Origin of the sequence: Stenotrophomonas maltophilia group sp. Smal12 (assembly GCF_037079935.1) — a bacterium.
GTDB classification, from domain to species: domain Bacteria; phylum Pseudomonadota; class Gammaproteobacteria; order Xanthomonadales; family Xanthomonadaceae; genus Stenotrophomonas; species Stenotrophomonas sepilia.
Map to the genome: position 1 here is coordinate 34,844 of NZ_JBAWUK010000008.1, position 17,507 is coordinate 52,350.

Below are 17,507 nucleotides of genomic sequence, written 5' to 3' on the forward strand. Positions count from 1 at the left end.
TCCTGGCGCCGTTACGACTGGCGGGCGGCGACGAACTCGCCGAGCGCGCGCACGCTGGAGAAATGGCGACGGGTTTCTTCCGAATCGGCCGAGAGGCTGACACCGTACTTCTTCTGCAGCGCCAGGCCCAGCTCCAGCGCGTCGATCGAATCCAGGCCGAGGCCCTCGACGAACAGCGGCGCGGTCGGATCGATGTCCTCCGGCGTGATGTCCTCCAGCGAAAGGGAGGAAATGATCAATTCCTTGATCTCGTGCTCAAGTGCTTGCACGGGGCGGATCTCCAGACAGGTCGAAATAACGAGAAAGGTGCTCGGTGACGCGGCGGGCTGCCAAGGCATCCCCCCTTGGCGAGTCGTCATCGGCCAGGAAGGGCGCGATCGGGATATCTTCGCCGATCTGCAGCCGAACGTGAAAGCGACGTGAGGGGACACGATACCACTTCTGTCCCTTGGTCAACGTGGGCGGGGTGCAGGTAATCCGCACCGGGGTGATGTCCAGCCGGCCGCGGACGGCGATGTTGGCGGCCCCGCGCTGCAGCCGCGGCGGCTGGCCCGGCACGCTGCGGGTGCCTTCGGGGAAGATCACCAGGGTGCCGCCGGCGTGCACCGCCGCCACGCAGTCATCGACCAGGCCAGCGCCATCGTCATTGGAGATGTAGCCGGCCGCCCGCACCGGACCGCGCATGAACGGGTTGCGGGCCACGGCCCGTTTCACCACGCAATCGGCGTTGGGCAGCAGCGAGATCAGGCAGACCACGTCGATCAGGGTCGGGTGATTGGCCAGGACCAGCAAACCGTCGCGCTGCAGGCGTTCACCGCCCTCGATCTGGTAGGTCATCACCCCCAGCGCGCGCATCAGGCGCAGATGGCTGGCAAAGGCAACCTGAACCACCCGGCGCGCCCGGCGGCGACGGACCACCGGGTCGCGCATCAGCAGCAGCACCGGCATCACCAGCACGCCCAGCAGCAGGCCACCCATGCCGAATGCGGCAAAGCTCAGGCCGGTGCCGAGCACCCGCCAGGCATGATCGAGGCGGCGCAGCGCCTCAGCCACGGCGCCCCCAGTGCCAGCGCTGGCCCAGGGCCACGTGCTCCAGCGCCGGCGCACCGGACAGCAGGAAGCGGTGCAGGTCCAGCGCGTGCGGCAGCGCGCCCGGGGCGGTGGCAGGGGCCTCCGGCGCCGCCTCCCACTGCAGGGAGAGGGTCGGCTGGCCCGGCATCGGCGCCGTCAAACGCCAACACCAGGCAAAGAACGGGTCGGGTTCGTCGGCGAACGTCGCGTAAATCTCGGGAAGGCGCGACTCATACACCACGACCCGAACTTCGCGGGCGCCATCGGCGAGCAGACCGGCCGCTTCCAGGCAGGCGGTTTCGACCGTGGCCTGGCCGGCGGCCAGCGCCAGGTAGTTGCCACGGTGGCCGCGCGCGATCGAGTACAACGCAGCGATCGCGTTGTGCACCGACAGGCCGAACCCCGTTGGTGACAAGGGCTGATCGTTGGACAGCGCCCCCAGCAGCTCCATCGAACGGGCCACGTCGCCGTGGCGGCTGGCGAACACCAGCGGGACCTGGCTGTCCGCCCCCTGCCCCTCCTCGCACCAGCAGGCGGCCTGGATCGCCATCCGGCCCAGCCGCTCGATGCGCCGGCGCTGCATTGCCGGGATCTCGGCCAGCGCCGGCGTGTCTTCGCCAACCGGCGGATACGGCGCATCGGCCCAGCCCAGCCACTGGCTACGTTCGCTCAGGCCGGGCGCCCAGGCAGCCCAGTCGACGATGGAGAATTCGATCATTTAGCGAAGGTGCTTCAACGGGAGAACGATAGGCACGAGCCATTACGGCGACGCGCGGCGCCCCCCAGTCCTGCAGCCGTGCGTCCGTCCAGGACGTCGCCGGCTGCCCCCCTGGCTGCCGGAAAGGAGCGCACGCTAGCACGTCCTGCACGGGGTGTGCAGGTTTCACATTCCCCAACACGGGAGCCGGCACCGGCGGCCCCGCTTCAAAAGATCAGTGGTAACCGGTATCGGCGTGCACCTTGCCACGGAACACCCGGTACGACCACGCCGTATAACCGAGGATGACCGGCAGCAGAATGACCAGGCCAACCAGGGTAAAGCCCAGCGAGGAGGCCGGCGCGGCGGCCTGCCACAAGGTCATCGAGGGTGGCAGCAGGTAGGGCCACATGCCCAGTACCAGGCCGAGGAAGCCGAGCACGAACAGGGCCAGGCTGAGCAGGAACGGCGGCAGGTCATGGCGCGGGCGGTTGGCACTGCGCCACAGCGCGGCGGCTACCGCCAGGGTCAGCAGCGGCACCGGCGACAGCCACCAGAAGTTGCCGTCGCTGAACCAGCGCGCCATCAGCCGCGAATCGAGGAACGGCAGCCAGCTGCTGACCAGGCCCATCGCCGCGATCACCGCCACCACCAGCGGCCGGGTCATCTGCCGCGCCAGCGCCTGCACGCGTCCCTCTGTCTTCAGGATCAGCCAGGTGCTGCCCAGCAGCGCATAGCCGGCCACCAGCGCGGCACCGGTCAGCATCGCGAACGGGCTGAACCAAGCGAACGGCCCGCCCTGATAGACACCGTCCACCAGCGGGATGCCCTGCACCAGGGTGCCCAGGATCACGCCCTGGGCGAACGTCGCCAGCAGCGAACCGAGGCCGAACGCCACGCTCCACAGCCGGCGTGACCGATGTGCCTTGAAGCGGAATTCAAAGGCCACGCCACGGAACGCCAGCGCCACCACCAGCACCAGCACCGGCAGGTACAGCGCCGACAACAGCACCGCATAGGCCCTGGGGAAGGCCGCCAGCAGGCCGGCACCACCCAGCACCAGCCAGGTCTCGTTGCCGTCCCAGATCGGCGCGGCGGTGTTCATCATCAGGTCCAGCTGCTCCTCGTCCTCGGCGAAGGGGGCGAGGATGCCGATGCCAAGCACGAAGCCGTCCAGCACCACGTACATCAGCACGCCGAAGCCGATCACCGCGAACCACGCCACCGGCAGCCAGGTCATCAGGTCCATGTCAGCGCTCCTCCAGCGGTTCGTCGGCTGCCGACAGCGGGCGCGCCGGGGTGTGGCTGCCGTGGTCCAGCGACGGCCCTTCGGCGTAGGGCTGCGGTCCGTGGCGCAGGATCTTCACCAGGTACCAGATGCCCCAGCCGAACACGAAGGCATAGCCAACCACGTAGACACCCAGCGACAGCGCGGTCATCCACGCGCTCTGCGGGCCGACCGCATCGGCGGTGCGCAGCAGGCCATACACCACCCATGGCTGGCGCCCCATCTCGGTGACGAACCACCCCGACAGCAGCGCGATGAAACCGCTGGGCAGCATCCAGTTCCAGCCGCGCAGCAGCCATGGCGAATCGAGCAGCTTGTTGCGCCACAGCTGGAAGGCCGACACCCAGGCCAGCAGTAGCATCAGCGTGCCCAGCCCGACCATGATGCGGAAGGCAAAGAACACCGGCGTCACCGGCGGCCGCTCGCTGGCCGGTACCGAGGTCAGCGGGTCGAAGGTGCCGTCCAGGCTGTGGGTCAGGATCACGCTGCCCAGCTTCGGGATGGCCACTTCGAAATCGTTGCGCTCCTCCTTCTCGTTGGGCAGCGCGAACACCACCAGCGGTACGCCCTCGCCTTCCAGGGTCTCATGCCAATGCGCTTCCACCGCCGCGATCTTCATCGGCTGGTGCTTGAGCGTGTTCAGGCCGTGCATGTCGCCGACGAAGATCTGCACCGGCACGGTCAGCGCGGCGAATGCCACGGCGGCGATCAGCATGCGCCGGCCCGCTTCCACGTGCGTGCCCTTGCGCAGGTACCACGCGCCCACGCCACCAATCACGAAACAGGTGGTAATGAACGAGCCCAGCGCCATGTGCGCGAGGCGGTAGGGGAACGAGGGATTGAACACCACCTGCCACCAGTTCACCGGATGCACGATGCCGTTGACCATCTCGTAGCCGGCCGGCGTGTGCAGCCAGCTGTTGGACGACAGGATCCAGAACGTGGAGAACAGCGTGCCCAGCGCAACCATGCAGGTGGACAGGAAATGCAGGCGCGGCGAGACCCGGCCCCAGCCGAACATCATCACGCCGAGGAAGCTGGCTTCCAGGAAGAACGCGGTCAGCACCTCGTAGGTCAGCAGCGGGCCGATGACCGTGCCGGCCACCTCGCTCAGCCGCGGCCAGTTGGTACCGAACTGGAAGGCCATGACGATGCCGCTGACCACGCCCATGCCGAACGACACCGCGAAGATCTTCTGCCAGAAGAAGTACAGCTCGCGCCACACGGGCAGCCTCGTGCGCAGCCAGCGCCATTCGATGAAGGCCAGCCAGCTGGCCGTGCCGATGGTGAAGGCGGGGAACAGCACGTGGAAACTGATGACGAATCCGAACTGGATCCGGGACAACAACAACGCGTCCAAGGGACGCCTCCTGCCTGCGACCGGTGGGATACCGGACCACTTTAGGAGGATTTCGTTAAAACGGGATGCGACCGGGTGACGCGCTGCTTCACTTTGTCGCAGGGGTCAACCGTTCTGGTAGCTGCCAACCTTGGTTGGCACACACGCCCAAACGCCGACCCAGGTCGGCCTCTACCCACCGCGATTGGAGCGGCCCCTTGCCCGGCGGGTGCCTCAGTGCCAGAAATACCAGGCCGCCGCAGCCAGCAGGGCGCCAAACAACAGCACCTGCACCACCACATAACCCACGCCACCGTCGCGCGACTCAGCGGCAATGCGCTTCTGCAGCGCCTCGCTCACATCCGGCGTGTCTTCCTGCTGTGCCTGCTCACGCAACGCCTGTGCCAGCGCGCGCGCTTCCGCATCGCGAGGGTCGGTCGGTGGATTCACAGCAGCTCTCCGGCGGTGGCATGCCGCGTCAGTTCCTGCTTCAGGATCTGGCGCGCGCGGTGCAGATGGCTCTTGATGGTACCGCGCGCCAGCCCGGTCACCTGTTCGATCTCGGCCAGATCGAAATCCTCCAGGTAATGCAGGCCGACGATCAGGCGCTGCGGCGGACTCAGCCGTTCCAGTGCCGCGCCGAGCTGGCGCCCGGCCTGCAGCGCCTCGCTCAACTCGGCCGGCCCGGGGCCTTCATCGCCGATCCCCAGATCCTCCGGCACCTCCACCGCCACCATCCACTGCGCCTCCAGCCGCCGCCGGCGCAGGTGCTGCAACGCCGTGGTGTAGGCGATCCGGGAAACCCAGGTGCGCAGCGAGCATTCAAAACGAAACCGATGCAGCTGGCGGAACACGGCAAGGAAAGTTTCCTGCAGCAGGTCGGCGACCTGGTCGCGGTCGCCCACCATGCGTCCGATCACATGCGCGCAGGTGCGCTGGTGGGTCTCCACCAGCTGCGCGAAGGCCGACTGCGAGCCATCGATGATGGCCCGCACCAGGGCCTGGTCCGCGTCCAGCGCTTTGGCGGGGGCCGCCGTCGCCGCCGTATCCTCGCGGCGACGGCCCCGCAGTGCCGACAGCGCTTCGCCGAGCAGGCTCATGCGCGGGGCGCCCCCTGTGCCCGTGGCATGCCTGCCTCAGCCCTTGCGTGCGGCAGGCCGGGTGAAGTGCCAGGCCAGCAGCTGGCCGAGGCCGGCACTGCCGACCAGCGCGGCGGCGGCGCCAAAGGTCAGGTCACGGGCCCCGATGGCGTCCAGCATGGCCATGGCCAGGGCCAGGCAGACCAGGCTGATGCCCCAGCGCAACGCACCCTGGCGGCGGCGCTCTTCTTCCAGCACAGCCAGCGAGCGGATCACTTCCTCCGGTACGTGCGGGGCCACCAGCTTGCTGCGCGCGCGCGCATCTGCAATGGCATGGATCGCGTAGGCGATGCAGATGAAGAGGGTGATCGGGATCAGTTCCTGCATGGTCGGGCTCCTGTTCGGTGGATGATGCGGGTTCAGGAGAATGGATGCGCGACCACGGCAACCGGTTGCGCCACTTTGCCAATGCCGCTGCCATGACCTGTGGCCCCTGCCCCCGGCCCGGACGGCTGCTACCCTTGCCCGGTTTCCTCTTCTGGTGCCGTCCGCCCATGTCCCGAGTGCTGCCCCTGTCCCTCCTGCTGTCGGCCGTGCTGGCCGCACCGGCTGCGCATGCCGCGCCGACGCCGATCACCATCGAACAGGCCATGGCCGACCCGGACTGGATCGGCCCGCCGGTCGAGAAGGCCTGGTGGTCGTGGAACAGCCAGCAGGTGGAATACCAGCTCAAGCGCAACGGCAGCCCGGTGCGCGACACCTTCCGCCAGCCGGTGGCCGGCGGCGTGGCCGCGCAGGTGGCCGATGACCAGCGCGGCACCCTGGACGTCGCCGATCCGGTCTACGACCGCAGCCGCAGCCGCAGCGCCTTCGTGCGCAATGGCGATGTGTTCGTGCGCGACCTGCGCAGCGGCGCGCTGACCCAGCTGACCCGCAGCAACGAGCGCGCGGGCAACGTGAACTTTGCCGCGGACAACGGCGTGATCTGGCGCGTCGGCCAGAACTGGTTCCACTGGACCGCCGCCAGCGGCGTGCAGCAGGTGGCCAGCCTGAAGGCCGAGAAGGACCCGCGCACGCCGCCGAAGGCCGACGTGCTCCGCGACCAGCAGCTGCGCACGCTGGAAACCCTGCGCCGCGACCGCGAGCAGCGCGAGGCATTGAAGGACCAGGACCAGCGCTGGCGCCAGGCGGATCCGACCCGCGCACCGGGCCCGGTCTACCTGGGCGCCGACGTCGAGATCGGTGACAGCGTGCTGTCGCCGGACCTGACCCACCTGATCGTGGTGACCAAGCCGAAGGACTTCGACGACGGCCGCACCAGCAAGATGCCGCTGTACGTGACCGAGTCGGGCTACGAGGAAACCGAGGACACCCGCACCCGCGTCGGCCGCAACGGCTTCGAGCCACACACCCTGTGGTACGTGGATGTGCGCACCGGCAAGGCCGAGAAGGTCTCGCTGTCCGGCCTGCCGGGCATCAGCACCGACCCGCTGGCCGAACTGCGCCGCAAGGCCGGCAAGGATGCGCTGAAGGGCGAGCGCAGCGTGCAGGTGATGAGCGACTTCATGGGCGGCGGCATCCGCTGGAGCGCCGACGGCCAGCAGGCCGCGGTGATGCTGCGCGCCAACGACAACAAGGACCGCTGGATCATCAGCGTCAATGCTGCCGACGGCCGCGTGCAGAACCGCCACCGCCTGACCGACAACGCCTGGATCAACTGGGGCTTCAACGATTTCGGCTGGATGGCCGATGGCCGCACGCTGTGGCTGTTGTCCGAGGAATCGGGCTTCTCGCACCTGTACACCCAGGCCGGCACCGCCAAGCCGCAGGCGCTGACCAGCGGCAAGTGGGAAACCTCGGCGCCGGTGCCGTCGGCCGATGGCAAGGGCTTCTACTTCCTGTGCAACCAGCAGGCGCCGCATGACTACGAAGTCTGCGCGGTCGACACCGGCAGCCGCCAGGTGCGCGAGCTGACCAGCCTCAACGGCGTGGAGGATTTCTCGCTGTCGCCGGACGGCCAGCAGCTGCTGGTGCGCTACTCCGGCGCCTACCTGCCGCCGCAGCTGGCGGTGCTGCCCAGTGCCGGTGGCCAGGCGCGCGTGCTGACCGACACCCGCACCGCCGACTACAAGGCACGCCAGTGGATCCAGCCGAAGCTGGTGGCAGTGCCGTCCAAGCATGGTGCCGGCGTGGTCTGGGCCAAGTACTACGAACCGGAAAACAAGGAACCGGGCCGCAAGTACCCGATCGTGATGTTCGTGCACGGCGCCGGCTACCTGCAGAACGTGCACCAGCGCTACCCGGCCTATTTCCGCGAGCAGATGTTCCACAACCTGCTGGTGCAGAAGGGCTACATCGTGCTGGACATGGACTACCGCGGCAGCGAGGGCTACGGCCGCGACTGGCGCACGGCCATCTACCGCAACATGGGCCACCCGGAACTGGAAGACTACAAGGACGGCCTGGACTGGCTGGTCGACACCCAGCAGGGTGACCGCGACCACGCCGGCATCTACGGCGGTTCCTATGGCGGCTTCATGACCTTCATGGCGCTGTTCCGTGCGCCGGGCACCTTCAAGGCCGGCGCCGCGCTGCGCCCGGTGGTGGACTGGCACAACTACAACCACGGCTACACCAGCAACATCCTCAACACCCCGGACATCGACCCGGAGGCGTACCGCATGTCCTCGCCGATCGAGTACGCGCAGAACCTGCAGGACAACCTGCTGATCGCCCACGGCATGATGGATGACAACGTGTTCTTCCAGGATTCGGTGAACCTCACCCAGCGCCTGATCGAACTGCACAAGGACAACTGGTCGATCGCCCCGTACCCGCTGGAACGCCACGGCTATGTGCGTGCCGATTCCTGGCTGGACCAGTACAAGCGCATCCTCAAGCTGTTCGAGCAGAACCTGAAGTGAGCAACGCCGCAGCCACGATCCGGATCGTGGCTGCGGTCATCCTGGATGACCGCGGCCGGGCGCTGGTGGTGCGCAAGCAGGGTGCGCGCCGCTTCATCCAGCCCGGTGGCAAGCCCGAACCCGGCGAGGCGCCCCTGCAGGCGCTGGCCCGCGAGCTGGACGAGGAACTGGGCGTGCAGCTGCGCGCCGATGCCGCCATCGCGCTGGGCACGTTCGAGGACTGGGCTGTGAACGAGCCCGGCCACCGCGTGCAGGCACAGGCGTGGTGGGTGCAGGTGGACGGTGCGCCGCAGGCGCGCGCCGAAATTGCCGAACTGGCCTGGGTGCCGCTGCAACCGCCGCATGGCCTGCCCTTGGCACCCTTGAGCGAACACCATATCCTGCCGGCCGTCGCCACCCGGGCGACGGCCCGCTGAGCAGGCGGGCGCCGACTGCAAGGACATCGGATGTCAATGTCGATCCCGTCGATCCCCTCGCCGCTTTCCCCGGCCTATCACGCCTGGGTGCGCCCGGTCGCACAGGCTTCGTTCTGGCTGTCACTGCTGCTGACGATCTACTTCGTGCTGCAGGGACTGGTGCTGTGGCCGCTGCAGAACCTCAGGCTGTGGCGCCTGGTGGAAAGCGAAGTGCAGCAACAGCAGCTGCACAGCCTGGTCTGGCTGCTGGCGCACCCGGTGGCCGCGTCAATGGTCGTCGCGCTGTTGTGCCTGGCCTCGACCGTGTCCAGCTGGGGCCTGCTGCGTGAACGTCGCTGGGGCCTGTGGAGCTTCGTGGTACTGCTGCTGCTGAGTGCCCTGACCAACTTCGCAGCCGCCTGGTGGCTGGACCTGTTCATGGGCGACTTCATTCCGCTGCTGGCCGATGACCCGGCCCTGCTGCAGGAGCTGCAGCTGAAACGCTGGCTGATCACGCTGACCGTGGTCGGCATGTCGTTCGTGCTTCTCGGCCTGCAGGGCTGGCTGGCCTGGCGACTGCTGCGTCCCGACGTGCGCGCGCGCTTCCACTGAGTTCTTCCGGGCGTGGGCCAGGGCCTCCGGCAGCACCCGGCGTTTTGCCTTTGATCGTCAAGGAGACGACATGCTCTCACTCGCACCGTACCGCCACTGGCTGGCCTGGGCGTTGCTGCTGGCCACGCCGGTGGCCGCGGCACAGTCACCGCAATGCGGCCTGTTCAAGGCCGACGAAGGCAGCAGCACGCTGCGCGTCAGCTCATCCAACCGCGGCGAGCAGAAGCACTTCGGCAGCGCACCGACCCCGGTCGCGTTCCAGCAGATCGAAGGCAAGCTGCAGCTGGTGAATCTGGAATATGGCCTGCCCAGCGCGCTGCAGGTGCGCGACCGTGGCCGCACCCTCGAGGTGGACGGCACGGTCTACACCCTGCAGGCCCCTGCACAGTGCGCCGCAGCCGCCGCGCCGGCTGCGGGCAGCTGCCTGGCCGATGCGGCGGCCTGCCTGGACAACCGCCACGAGGCCACCCCCACCGCGCTGGCAGCGGCGTGCCGGGAAGGCGTGCCCGGCATGTGCCTGCAGCTGGCCGATCGCTGGCATGACGAGGCCAGGGCGCCGGCCACGCCGGATGAGGCGCAGCAACAGGCCATCCTCGATACCGCACTGGCCGGCATCGAACTGCCTGTGCCGTGCCGGAATGGCGGCTTCAGCAACGAGACACCGGCCTGTGCAGCGGCGCTGGAAGCGGATCCGGCGCTGCAGGAGCAGATCGTCAAGGCCGCGATGGGTGCGGCGATGGTCGAAGCCGTGAGCTCCGTGCTGTCACCCTCCACGCCGGTGGTGGTGCCGGCCGCGCAGCGCCAGCAGCTGTTGCAGTTGTGCCAGCAGGTCGGCCATGGCGGCTTCTGCAGCCGCGTGGCCGAGCTCTCGTGGGAATCCGGCGACCCCTTGCAGGCGGTGCAGGCACTGGCCACAGCGTGCGCGCCCGGCAATGACAGCGCCGCCTGTGAGCGCCTGCCTGCGTTGCAGGCGCTGGGCGCCTCGTTGCGGCCGCAGCCGGCTACGGCGCTGCCCTGCGGCACCTTCCGCGCCGCAGGTGGCCTGGTGGATACGCTGGACTTCGGCGATGCAGGACGGGTCGGCATCGGCTGGGACAGCCAGCTGCGTGCCCGTGTCGAAGACGGCGACGTCCGCATCCGCCACGACAAGGGCGGCGACTTCGTGCTGCGGCCGTTGCCCGGCGGCCAGCTGCTGGGCCTGGACACGTGGACACGCTTCCAGGTGTTCGTGCCGACCGGCGGGGGCGCGAGCACCTGCAGCCCGCCGAAACACTACACGGTGCTGCCGCTGCCGCAGGACTGCCCGCAGGCGCTGGCCAGCGGCGGTGCCGAAGCCTGCTGCGCGCAGGGCAAGCTGCAGGGCTGCAACATTCTTGGCAACCGTCTTGCGCTGTCCGGGCAGTGGCGACAGGCGGCAGAGCACTACACCACCGTGTGCCGTGCCGGCGTGCGCGAGGGCTGCGAGAACCTGGTCGCAGCGCAGGGCCGCAGCAGCGACGTCGACGCCCATGCGACGCTGGAGCGGCTGTGCGCCGCCGACCGCAGCGGGCGCCACGTCGCCTGCGATGTGCTGGACACCGGAAACTGGAGCGCCCTGGAGCTGGGTCGCGTCCTGCAGGAGGCGGTGGACGAAGCGACGGCCGAGGACGCTCCGGCGCCGCGCACTTCCAATCGCAAGCGCTGAGCCTGCCAGGGCCTGTCCGCAGCGTTGGCCGGGCCCTGCGGTAAAGTACGCGCCATGAACGAATTCGAGCGCGTTCGCGCCTACCTCACCGAGCTGCAGGACCGCATCTGTGCGGCGATCGAGGCCGTCGATGGCCGGGCCCGCTTCCAGGAAGACCTGTGGCAGCGTGCCGAGGGCGGTGGCGGGCGTACCCGCGTGCTGCGCGACGGTGCGGTGTTCGAGCAGGCCGGCATCGGCTTCTCCGACGTCGCTGGCAGCCGCCTGCCGCCGTCGGCCTCGGCCAACCGCCCGGAACTGGCGGGCGCCTCCTGGCGCGCCACCGGCGTGTCGCTGGTGTTCCACCCGCTCAACCCGTACGTGCCGACCACCCATGCCAACGTGCGCTTCTTCCAGGCGCAGCGCGACGGTGAAGTGGTAGCCAGCTGGTTCGGCGGCGGCTTCGACCTGACCCCGTTCTATCCGTTCGACGAGGACGTGCAGCACTGGCACCGGGTCGCACGCGATCTGTGTGCGCCGTTCGGCGACGAACGCTACGCCGCGCACAAGCGCTGGTGCGACGAATACTTCTTCCTGCGTCATCGCAACGAAACGCGCGGCGTCGGCGGTCTGTTCTTCGACGACCTGCACGGCGATTTCGAGCGCGATTTCGATTATCTGCGCGCGGTCGGCGACGGCTTCCTCGATGCGTACCTGCCGATCGTGCAGCAGCGCAAGGACACCCCGCATGGCGAACGCGAACGCGAGTTCCAGCTGTACCGCCGCGGCCGCTACGTGGAATTCAACCTGGTCTACGACCGCGGCACCCTGTTCGGGCTGCAGAGCGGTGGCCGCAGCGAAAGCATCCTGATGAGCCTGCCGCCGCGGGTGCGCTGGGAATATGGCTTCTCGCCCGAACCGGGCAGCCCCGAATCGCGCCTGGCCGACTATCTGGTGCCGCGCGACTGGCTCTGAGGGGTGCCGTCGCGCGGGGCGTGGGCTCGGCGCTGGTCAGCTGCCCTTCCGCGCGATGATGGTGATGTGCCCGGTGGTCTCCAGCAGGGCAATCTGCACGTCTTCAATCTGCAGCCCGCCCTGCTGGCGCAGCGCGGCGTCGAAATCTGCACGGCTGATCAGTTCGCGGCGGAGAACGCCCTCCAACAGCCGGCCATCACGCGCGATCACGGTGGGCTCTCCTTCGATCATCCGCTCCATGCGCCGATTCCGGGTGGTCAACCAGCCCACCCCATAGTTCAGCACGATCAGGGTGGCCGCCAGCAGCAGGCCACCACCCAGCGAGGTGTCAGTGCCCAGCAGCGCGTTCTGCACCGCGTTGCCCAGCAGCACGATCAGCAGCACGTCGAAGGGCGTGATCTGCCCCAGAGCCCGCTTGCCGCCCAGCCGGACCATGCCCAGCACCACCACATAGACCACCACCGCGCGCAGGATGAATTCCCACCACGGCATCGCCAGTGCGAACAGATCGGGCATCGTCTTCCCCTGCGGAGCGGTGGCCCAGCCTAGCACCTGGGGTCAGATCCCTTTGCCCGTCGGGCAAAGGGATCTGACCCCATCCGAGGTTCCGGCGACACAAATAAAAAGCCCCGCTGACCAGGGGGAGGTCAACGGGGCCGGGGAACGGGCACTTGGGGAGGAGTCCCCGTTCCGAGATCTGCTCCAGGGGATGGGAGAGATCCACAACAGGCATTGCGCCTGTCGGGAGTTATAGAAGCACTCCGAACACTAACGGTTCGTGAAGGGGCCCCATTTAATGAAATTCAATCGGGGCAACATTCATGGTCGAGTCAGAAACCCCCGACTCATGAACACATTCACGTCGTTTTCGGCCTTAAATGCCGTCAGTGCGCTTCGTCCCAGTTGTTGCCGACGCCCGTGTCGACCACCAGAGGCACCCGCAGTTTGGCCGCTTGCGACATGCGCTCCACCACCTGCAAACGCAAGTCTTCCACGAAACTGCTTTCGGTTTCGAACACCAGTTCATCGTGCACCTGCAGGATCATCCGTGCCGGTGCCCCGCTGTCGCGCAGCCACTGGTCCACATCCACCATTGCACGCTTGATGATGTCGGCGGCGGTGCCCTGCATCGGCGCGTTGATCGCGGCGCGCTCGGCCCCGGCACGCAGGCCCTGGTTGCGGGCGTGGATGTCGTTCAGGTACAGGCGGCGGCCGAACAGGGTTTCCACATAGCCCTGGTCACGGGCCTGCTGGCGCATCCGCTCCATGAAGTCGCGCACGCCCGGGTAGCGGCTGAAGTACAGCGCCACGTAGTCCTGCGCCTGGCCCCGGTCGATGCCCAGGTTGCGGGCCAGGCCGAAGGCGCTCATGCCGTACATCAGGCCGAAGTTGATCGCCTTGGCGGCGCGGCGCTCGTTCGGGGTCACCTCCTCCAGCGTGCGCCCGAACACCTCGGCGGCGGTGGCACGGTGCACGTCGGCGCCCTGCTCGAAGGCGCGCACCAGGCCCGGATCCTCGGACAGGTGCGCCATGATCCGCAGCTCGATCTGCGAATAGTCAGCGGCCAGAAGCTGGCAGCCTTCCGGCGCCACGAACGCGCGACGGATGCGGCGGCCGTCCTCGGTGCGGATCGGGATGTTCTGCAGGTTCGGGTCCGACGAGGACAGGCGGCCGGTAGCGGCGCCGGACTGGTGGTAGCTGGTGTGCACCCGACCCGTGTCCGGATTGACCATCTCCGGCAGCTTGTCGGTGTAGGTGCTGCGCAGCTTGGCCAACCCGCGGTAGTCGAGGATCACCCGCGGCAGTTCGTGCTGGTCGGCAATCGCTTCCAGCGCCTCTTCGTTGGTGCTGGGCTGGCCCTTCGGGGTCTTCACCACTGCCGGTAGCTTCAGCTCGTCAAACAGCACCGCCTGCAGCTGCTTGGGCGAATCGAGGTTGAAGCTGCGGCCGGCCAGCTCGGTGGCCTTCTGCTGCGCGGCCAGCATGCGCGAGGACAGGTCCTGGCTCTGGCGGCGAAGTTCGTCGGTGTCGATCCGCACGCCGTTGGCTTCGATCGTGGTCAGCACCGGCACCAGCGGCATCTCGATGGTGCGGTACACGCTGTCCAGCGCCGGCTCGGCCAGCAGCTGCGGCTGCAACGCGTGGTGCAGGCGCAGGGTGATGTCGGCGTCTTCGGCCGCATAGCGGCTGGCTTCGTCGATGCCTACCTGCGAGAACGGGATCTGCTTGGCGCCCTTGCCGGCCACGTCCTCGAACTTGAGGGTGCTGTAGCCCAGGTAACGCAGGGCCAGCGAATCCATGTCGTGGCGGGTGGCGGTGGAATTGAGCACGAAGCTCTCGAGCATGGTGTCATCGTGGTAGCCCTGCACCGCCACGCCGTGGCGGCGCAGCACATGCAGGTCGTACTTGCCGTGCTGGCCCAGCTTCTTTTTCGTTGGGTCCTGCAGCGCCGGGCGCAGTGCGTCCAGCACCTGCTGCATCGGCAGCTGGGCCGGCGCACCCGGGTAATCGTGGCCGACCGGAATGTACGCCGCCCTGCCCGGCTCGACGGCCAGGCTGATGCCCACCAGGCGCGCGCGCATCGCGTCCAGCGCGTCGGTCTCGGTATCGAAGCTGATCAGCTCGGCCTGCTGCAGGCGTTCGACCCAGGCCTGCAGCTGCCCGCTGGTCAGCACGGTCTCGTATTCACCCGGCGCGGACAGTGCCGGATCCAGCGTGCCGGCGGCGGGCGCCTCGACGCTGCCACGCGCGAAGCCGGCCGCAGTGCCGCGCAGGCTCGGGGTCGCCTCGCTGGCAGCCACCGGTGCCGGCACAGGCGCGCCCAGCTCCTTCAGGGCCTGGGTGAAACCGTAACGCGTATACAGCTCGGTCAGCGCCGGCACATCCTGCTCGCGCAGCGCCAGCGTGGTCGGGCTGGCCTCCAGTTCCACATCGGTGCGGATCGTCACCAACTCGCGGTTCAGTGGCAGGCGTTCCAGCGCAGCGCGCAGGTTCTCGCCGATCTTGCCCTTCATGGTCGGCGCGGCCGCCATCACCCCGTCCAGGTGCTGGTACTCGGCCAGCCACTTGGCGGCGGTCTTCGGCCCGCACTTCTCCACGCCCGGCACGTTGTCGACCGCGTCGCCCATCAGCGCCAGCAGGTCGATGATCTGATCGGCGCGCACGCCGAACTTGTCCATCACCGCCGCGTCGGAATCCATGCGGCTGCCGGTCATGGTGTTGACCAGCTCGATGCCCGGCCGTACCAGCTGGGCGAAGTCCTTGTCACCGGTGGAAATGGTCACCTTCAGGTCCTGCGCCAGGCCCTGCAGCGCAAGCGTGCCGATCACATCGTCGGCTTCCACGCCGGGGATGCGCAGGATGCTGATGCCCAGCGCTTCGACGATGCGGCACATCGGCTCGACCTGGCTGCGCAGTTCATCGGGCATCGGCGGGCGGTTGGCCTTGTACTGGTCGTACAGGTCATCACGGAAGGTCTTGCCGGGCGCATCGACCACGAACGCGACGTAGGCCGGGCGTTCCTTCAGCGTCGAACGCAGCATGTTGACCACGCCGAACAGCGCGCCGGTGGGTTCACCCTGTGCATTGGACAGGGGCGGCAGCGCGTGGAACGCGCGGTACAGGTAACTGGACCCGTCGATCAGGACTAATCTGCTCATGCGCCGATTCTACGCGCCCGTGCCTGCACCGCGGCGACACGGCGCGCACACCGCGATGGGGCATAATCAGGGCTCTTTCCAGGCAAAGGCCCCCGCCGATGAAGACCCTGATGCTGGCTTCCCTGCTCCTGCTCGCTGGCTGCGCCAGCATGGGTGGCGCGGGTGCTCCCCCGGTGGACGTCAAGGGCGCGGATGTGTCCAGGCGCACCATGGACAACGGCGATGTCATCGAGGAATACCGTGTGTCCGGCCAGCTGCGCATGGTCAAGGTGACCCCGTCGCGCGGTGCCCCGTTCTACATGTACGACAAGAACGGCGATGGCCGATTCGACAACGACAAGGATGGCGTGTCGCCGGTCTACTGGAAGCTGTACAGCTGGTGAGGTGACCGGGTCGGATCCCTGCGATCCAGTAGATCCACGCCATGCGTGGATTCACCCCAGCCCCCTACAAAAAACAACGCCGGCACGCATCCTGCGCACCGGCGTCGGGTCCCCTCCCCGGGGAACGCTTCAATCAGGGGGTATGGATCAGCGGATGACCAGTACCGGCAGCGTGCTGCGCGCCAGCACCTCGGCAGTCTGGCTGCCCAGCAGTACACGGGTCACGCCACGGCGGCCGTGCGAGGTCATCACGATCAGGTCGCTGTTGCGCTCGGCCGCCGTCTCGATGATGCCGTCGGCCGCGTAGCGGTCCAGCACGTGCACCGGGTTGGCCGTGATGCCCTGCTCGGCGGCCTTGGCCAGCGCCGGCTGCAGCACCTTCTGCGCGCCTTCCTCGCGGTCAGCCTTGTATTCCGGGCTGTTCATGTAGCCCACGCTCCAGCCCATGGCGTCATACATGCCCACGGCCCACGGCTCGGACACGGTCACGATATCGACCTCGGCATTGAGGTCCTTGGCCAGCTCCAAGCCCTTGGCCAGGCCCTTGTCGGCCAGCTCGGACCCGTCAGTGGCAATCAGGATGCGCTTGTACATGGTAGGGCTCCGTGGCGGTCTGCCAGATGGGAACAACACCATTACACACCGGATGTGGAGGCGGCGCCTTGAGCAGGATCAATCCGGCGCCGTGCAGCGGCCCGTGCGCGCCACCCGCTTGCCCGCCCCCCTTCTGTAGAGCCGAGCCCATGCTCGGCTTCGGATGCATGAGCCGAGCATGACTCGGCTCCACATTTTCCGCCCTCAGGCGATCTGCACCACGCGTGCGTTCTGGCACAGGGGGTAGCTGCCCACGAATTCAGCGATCGCATCGCGCATCGCCTCGAACGATTGGCCGTACATGTACAGCGCGGTCTCGCTCGGGCCCTGCCACCAGCTGCAGATCTCGCCAAGGCCATCAATGCGCTCGGACAGCTGCTCGAACACGTGGTTGGAATCGCACTGTTCGTAGACCTCGTCCGGCAGGTTCAGGCCATCCAGGTAGATGCCCAGGCCCGCGGTCACGCCGAAGCTGCGATCGGCTTCACCCGCGCCCTGGATCTTCGAGCCCTTCGGTGCACCCAGCTGCTCCAGCAGGTCGATCAGCTTGGGCACGCCATCGGCATCGACCAGCGCCACTTCGATATCGCCGTATTCGACCTCACCCAGATCGGACATCGCCGTGCCGCCGCCGGTGATCTCGCCGACATTGGCCGCCTGCAGCAGCGCATCGAGTGGGTCCTCGAACAGTTCGTGGCGATGCTCCGGCTGCAGCCGGGCGTTCAACTTCACGGTGACGTGCAGCGTAGGTTCGGTCATGGGGCGTTCCTGGAAGAAGTGCCGCCTATTGTAGAGCCGAGCCCATGCTCGGCTGCTTTTCCCGCCAGAAGC

18 protein-coding genes are annotated in these 17,507 nt (G+C 67.9%); 6 read left to right on the forward strand and 12 right to left on the reverse strand.

Features of this window, described 5'->3' with window-relative positions; all coding sequences use genetic code 11:
• Positions 1–11 precede the first annotated feature (11 nt).
• The 8 genes from WDC87_RS05240 to WDC87_RS05275 form a co-directional block, all read right to left on the reverse strand.
• Positions 12–269: a phosphopantetheine-binding protein gene (locus tag WDC87_RS05240; RefSeq protein WP_005411610.1), complete on the reverse strand. Its 258-nt coding sequence runs from the start codon at positions 267–269 to the stop codon at positions 12–14.
• Entirely contained in the window at positions 256–1,053 is a 798-nt protein-coding gene (locus WDC87_RS05245) for a lysophospholipid acyltransferase family protein (protein ID WP_072167809.1), read from the reverse strand. Before WDC87_RS05245 ends, WDC87_RS05240 begins: the two co-directional genes overlap by 14 nt.
• Positions 1,046–1,789 carry a beta-ketoacyl synthase chain length factor gene (locus WDC87_RS05250; protein WP_227837050.1) on the reverse strand — a complete coding sequence of 248 codons (744 nt, stop codon included), beginning with the start codon at positions 1,787–1,789 and terminating at the stop codon, positions 1,046–1,048. Before WDC87_RS05250 ends, WDC87_RS05245 begins: the two co-directional genes overlap by 8 nt.
• Positions 1,790–2,003: 214 nt before the next feature.
• Positions 2,004–3,017, reverse strand: coding sequence for a cytochrome d ubiquinol oxidase subunit II (gene cydB, locus WDC87_RS05255; protein WP_252744818.1), 1,014 nt, complete (start codon positions 3,015–3,017; stop codon positions 2,004–2,006).
• Position 3,018: 1 nt separating this feature from the next.
• Positions 3,019–4,416 (reverse strand): cytochrome ubiquinol oxidase subunit I, encoded by a 1,398-nt coding sequence (locus WDC87_RS05260; RefSeq protein WP_252744819.1) that lies wholly within the window; start codon positions 4,414–4,416, stop codon positions 3,019–3,021.
• A gap of 213 nt (positions 4,417–4,629) precedes the next feature.
• Positions 4,630–4,845, reverse strand: a complete 216-nt coding sequence (locus WDC87_RS05265) for a hypothetical protein (protein WP_053498343.1) — start codon at positions 4,843–4,845, stop codon at positions 4,630–4,632.
• Positions 4,842–5,495: a sigma-70 family RNA polymerase sigma factor gene (locus WDC87_RS05270; RefSeq protein ID WP_088496996.1), complete on the reverse strand. Its 654-nt coding sequence runs from the start codon at positions 5,493–5,495 to the stop codon at positions 4,842–4,844. The genes WDC87_RS05265 and WDC87_RS05270 overlap by 4 nt, the downstream gene beginning before the upstream one ends.
• Before the next feature lie 36 nt (positions 5,496–5,531).
• Positions 5,532–5,861 (reverse strand): hypothetical protein, encoded by a 330-nt coding sequence (locus WDC87_RS05275; protein WP_252744820.1) that lies wholly within the window; start codon positions 5,859–5,861, stop codon positions 5,532–5,534.
• Between the two features lie 167 nt (positions 5,862–6,028).
• On the opposite strand from WDC87_RS05275, the gene WDC87_RS05280 reads away from it, so the two are divergent.
• From WDC87_RS05280 to hemF, 5 genes are all read left to right on the forward strand, one after another.
• A complete protein-coding gene (locus tag WDC87_RS05280; protein WP_252744821.1) occupies positions 6,029–8,398 on the forward strand; it encodes a S9 family peptidase in 2,370 nt (789 codons plus the stop codon).
• Positions 8,395–8,814 carry an NUDIX domain-containing protein gene (locus WDC87_RS05285; RefSeq protein WP_005420325.1) on the forward strand — a complete coding sequence of 140 codons (420 nt, stop codon included), beginning with the start codon at positions 8,395–8,397 and terminating at the stop codon, positions 8,812–8,814. Before WDC87_RS05280 ends, WDC87_RS05285 begins: the two co-directional genes overlap by 4 nt.
• Before the next feature lie 30 nt (positions 8,815–8,844).
• The gene (locus WDC87_RS05290) at positions 8,845–9,405 is read left to right on the forward strand and encodes a hypothetical protein (RefSeq protein WP_032954647.1); all 561 of its coding nucleotides are present in this window, start codon (positions 8,845–8,847) and stop codon (positions 9,403–9,405) included.
• Positions 9,406–9,475: 70 nt separating this feature from the next.
• Positions 9,476–11,089: a hypothetical protein gene (locus tag WDC87_RS05295; RefSeq protein WP_252744822.1), complete on the forward strand. Its 1,614-nt coding sequence runs from the start codon at positions 9,476–9,478 to the stop codon at positions 11,087–11,089.
• 54 nt (positions 11,090–11,143) lie between these two features.
• The gene (hemF, locus tag WDC87_RS05300) at positions 11,144–12,040 is read left to right on the forward strand and encodes an oxygen-dependent coproporphyrinogen oxidase (RefSeq protein WP_049415973.1); all 897 of its coding nucleotides are present in this window, start codon (positions 11,144–11,146) and stop codon (positions 12,038–12,040) included.
• A gap of 36 nt (positions 12,041–12,076) precedes the next feature.
• Here hemF and WDC87_RS05305 read toward each other — a convergent pair whose 3' ends face one another.
• Positions 12,077–12,556, reverse strand: coding sequence for a YetF domain-containing protein (locus WDC87_RS05305; protein ID WP_049471161.1), 480 nt, complete (start codon positions 12,554–12,556; stop codon positions 12,077–12,079).
• A 368-nt stretch (positions 12,557–12,924) separates the two neighbouring features.
• Positions 12,925–15,699 (reverse strand): DNA polymerase I, encoded by a 2,775-nt coding sequence (polA, locus tag WDC87_RS05310; protein ID WP_088496993.1) that lies wholly within the window; start codon positions 15,697–15,699, stop codon positions 12,925–12,927.
• 98 nt (positions 15,700–15,797) lie between these two features.
• On the opposite strand from polA, the gene WDC87_RS05315 reads away from it, so the two are divergent.
• Positions 15,798–16,082 carry a DUF2782 domain-containing protein gene (locus WDC87_RS05315; protein WP_049443782.1) on the forward strand — a complete coding sequence of 95 codons (285 nt, stop codon included), beginning with the start codon at positions 15,798–15,800 and terminating at the stop codon, positions 16,080–16,082.
• A 147-nt stretch (positions 16,083–16,229) separates the two neighbouring features.
• On the opposite strand, the gene WDC87_RS05320 is transcribed toward WDC87_RS05315, so the two are convergent.
• The gene (locus WDC87_RS05320; RefSeq protein ID WP_005420335.1) at positions 16,230–16,676 is read right to left on the reverse strand and encodes a universal stress protein; all 447 of its coding nucleotides are present in this window, start codon (positions 16,674–16,676) and stop codon (positions 16,230–16,232) included.
• Positions 16,677–16,880: 204 nt separating this feature from the next.
• Complete coding sequence (locus WDC87_RS05325; protein ID WP_088496992.1) at positions 16,881–17,435, reverse strand: hypothetical protein; 555 nt, start codon at positions 17,433–17,435, stop codon at positions 16,881–16,883.
• Between the last annotated feature and the right edge of the window lie 72 nt (positions 17,436–17,507).